This window comes from Bacillus sp. ChL18 (assembly GCF_026241425.1).
Lineage (GTDB): Bacteria > Bacillota > Bacilli > Bacillales > Bacillaceae > Bacillus > Bacillus velezensis.
Genome location: NZ_JAPHWE010000010.1, coordinates 1 through 3,404, shown reverse-complemented (window position 1 = coordinate 3,404; position 3,404 = coordinate 1). Strand labels below are relative to the sequence as shown.

The following is a 3,404-nucleotide window of genomic DNA, read 5'->3' as shown; positions in this document are numbered from 1 at the left end:
CGTCAATACACTGGCTGTGAGGAATCACCCAGATAAAGAGAAAACATTCAAAGAACTTTTGAAAGAAGTAAAGGAGAATTCACTGCAGGCATATGACAATCAAAGTTATCAGCTCGAAGAGTTAATTGAGAATATAGCTATTAAAAGAGACATTAGCAGAAATCCTTTATTTGACGTGATTTTCAATTTGAATAACATCGAATATGAAGTTGATTTGACGCTAGATGGAATTGAACTCAAACAAGTAAATTTAGAAAATGATTTATCAAGAGTAGATTTGAGTTTAGTTGGATTTGAGAGTGGTTCGGAGATCCATTTGAAACTGGTCTATTCTACAAAACTATTTAAAAAACCTACCATAAAAAGGGCGATAGAAGATTTAAACACTATACTAACCAAGGTTTTAAAAGATAGTAGCATTATTCTCGGGGACATTCAGCTATTAAATAAAGATGAAGAAAAATATATTTTGAATGAAAAGAATAAAGTAAGCGATTTGAGAAATGTAGAGTTTTCATTTTAATCCCGGCTTTCAAAAAGCCTTACCAGAGTATGAGTCATAAAGCTTATACTCTGGTAATTAATAAAACAGATGGAGGTTAACATGAATAAGGATACAGGTAATCAACACTTATCCGAACAAGAGCAGTATTGGAAAGAGCTTCATTTAGAGGGTATAGAAAAAACGAGAGTGGGTTATGATTTTTATTCTGACCAGTATGAGAAAAAAACCATATCGTTTCCTATAAAAAAAGATGTCTTAGATAAGTTGAAGTCTGTTACAAAAGGGAATGACATGCTTGAATATGTGATTTTCTTAGCAGTTTTTAATATAGAGTTATATAAGTACACAGGTAATGATGAAATAGTAATTGGAGTACCGGTTTATTTCTCGGATGAGAAGCGGCCGCTATCAATAAAAAATAAAATGCTGCCATTTAAATGTTCTATAAATGGGAACGTAAATATTAAAAGGTTTCTTTTAGACATACAGAAGAAATTATTAGATGTATATGAAAATCAATATATAGATTTGGTTCCTGCTTTTAGAAAACTAAATATGCCCTTTACATTACCTGAATTAACTCCTGTTAGTATTACTTACAACCCGCTGCATGCAGAAGGTGATATCGAATATATTTGCAATTCACAAAAAAATGAAATAACTATTTGCTTAGAGAAAAATCAAGCTGAAGAGGTTGAGATGGTTTTAGTATTTAATTCAGCTCTTTATGAAGAAGTGACGGTTATTCATTTTGCAGAAAGATTCATACACGCTTTAAATGAAATGTTAGGTAATCTCGATCGTTCCGTAAGAGATGTAGGTTTGCTGACTGAGACACAAATGAACCATATATTATATGAGTTTAATAATACAAATATAGAGTATAAAGAAATTAATAAGCCTATCCATGAACTATTTGAATTCCAAGCTGAAAAAACACCCGATCAAACAGCTTTAATATATGAAGATAATAAAGTTACTTATAAAGAATTGAATGATAAATCTAACGCTTTTGCGAGGACATTAAGGAGTAGAGGGATTCAGTCTGAGGATATAGTTGGGATTATGTTGGAAAGATCAATAGAAATGGTGGCAGGAATTTTGGGGATTTTAAAATCCGGTGCTGCTTATATGCCAATAGATCCTAAAAATCCAAAGGATCGAATAGAATACATGTTGCATGACGCACAAACAAAAGTTTTGGTAAGTGAAAAACGCTTTATTAGTGATATTAAGTTTGAAGGAATTATTATAGATGCAGGTAATAGTGAAACTTTTAAAGGAGATGTAAGCCGTTTAGAACAAGTCAACCAACCTAATGATTTAGCTTATGTGATTTATACGTCAGGTACAACCGGAAATCCTAAAGGGGTAATGGTAGAACATCATAGTTTGACTCAAACAATGTTATTTCTGAAGAACGATTATCAATATAGTAAGAATAATATTGTTCTCCCAATAATTAATTATGCGTTTGATGGTTTTGTTCTTTTATTCTATACACCTTTAATTGCAGGCAGTAAGGTTGTATTAGTAAATAACGAGGAAATGGTCAATCCTTATAAGATAAGTGAAATTATAAAAACTTTAGGAGTTACAGATTATTTCAGTGTACCTTCTATTTACTTAACGGTATTGGATTATATTTCTCTAGAAGAATCCATAAGTTTAAGACAAGTAACATTAGTTGGTGAGGAACTGCCAGTTAAAGCAATCGAGTATACAAACCGATTGGATCGTAATATAGAAATTGTTAACCGTTACGGTCCGTCAGAGAATACGGTAGAAACAACAGCTATGAGACATGTTGAGAGATATGACAAAATTATGATAGGTAAACCGATCGCAAATACGAAAGTTTACATAGTAGATGAAGACCATAATATATTGCCTATTGGTATACCAGGTGAAATATGCATCGGAGGCAGCAGGTTAGCTAGAGGTTATTTAAATAGGCCTGAACTGACTAAAGAAAAATTTATAAACAATCCGTTTGAAAAAGGCCAGCGAATGTACAAAACAGGAGACAGAGCGAAGTGGCTCTCTGATGGAACCATTGAATTTCTGGGAAGAAAGGATAATCAAGTAAAGATTAGAGGACAAAGAATCGAACTTAAAGAAATAGAGGACTGTTTGCTCCGCCATCCCGATGTTAAAGAAGCATTTGTGCATGCTGAAAAGAATTCTGATCTTGATCAGTACATCATTGCTTATGTAGTAAGGAGTACTGCGAGCATTTCAGATATAAAGAATTATCTGAATGAAAGCCTCCCGCACTACATGGTGCCTTCTTATATCATGCAATTGGAGAAGATGCCTCTCACGAATAATGGAAAGACTGACTTTCGTTCATTACCAAAGCCAAATGTAAATGATAACGTAAACCTCTATGCAGCTCCAAGAAATAACATTGAAAAAGAATTAGTTGACCTTTGGCAAGAAGTATTAGGGGTCATTAAAGTTGGTATAGATGATAACTTTTTTGATTTAGGCGGACATTCTCTGAAAGCAAATGTATTCATTAGTAAACTTCATAAAAATCTAGATATTGAACTACCGATCAAAGAACTTTTTATAAACCCTACAATTCGGGCTTTAAGCGATGTAATTAACAGACGTACAGAAAAAAGTTACGAAATGATTCCAGCTTGCCAAAAAAGTGATTACTATGAAGCTTCCTCTGCCCAAAAAAGAATGTACATGATTCAACAATTGGAAAATAGAACAGCTTATAATATGCCAATCGTCTTTGCGATAAAAGGCGATATTGATTCTAAAAAAGTAGAGAAAATCTTTCAAAAACTGGTGGACAGACATGAGTCATTACGAACATCTTTTGAAGATGTGAATGGTGATATTGTCCAAAAAATCCATTCGGATTTCTCCTTTACAATGGAAA

The 3,404-nt window shown here is 33.0% G+C and carries 2 protein-coding genes; both read left to right on the top strand.

All coding sequences use genetic code 11. The features are described 5' to 3' along the window. The coding region (locus OQ477_RS20710) for a condensation domain-containing protein (protein ID WP_265973600.1) at nt 1-523 on the top strand (523 nt) is incomplete at its 5' end. Nucleotides 524-604: 81 nt separating this feature from the next. Beyond that, a partial coding sequence (locus tag OQ477_RS20705; protein ID WP_265973599.1) for a non-ribosomal peptide synthetase occupies nt 605-3,404 on the top strand: 2,800 nt, incomplete at its 3' end.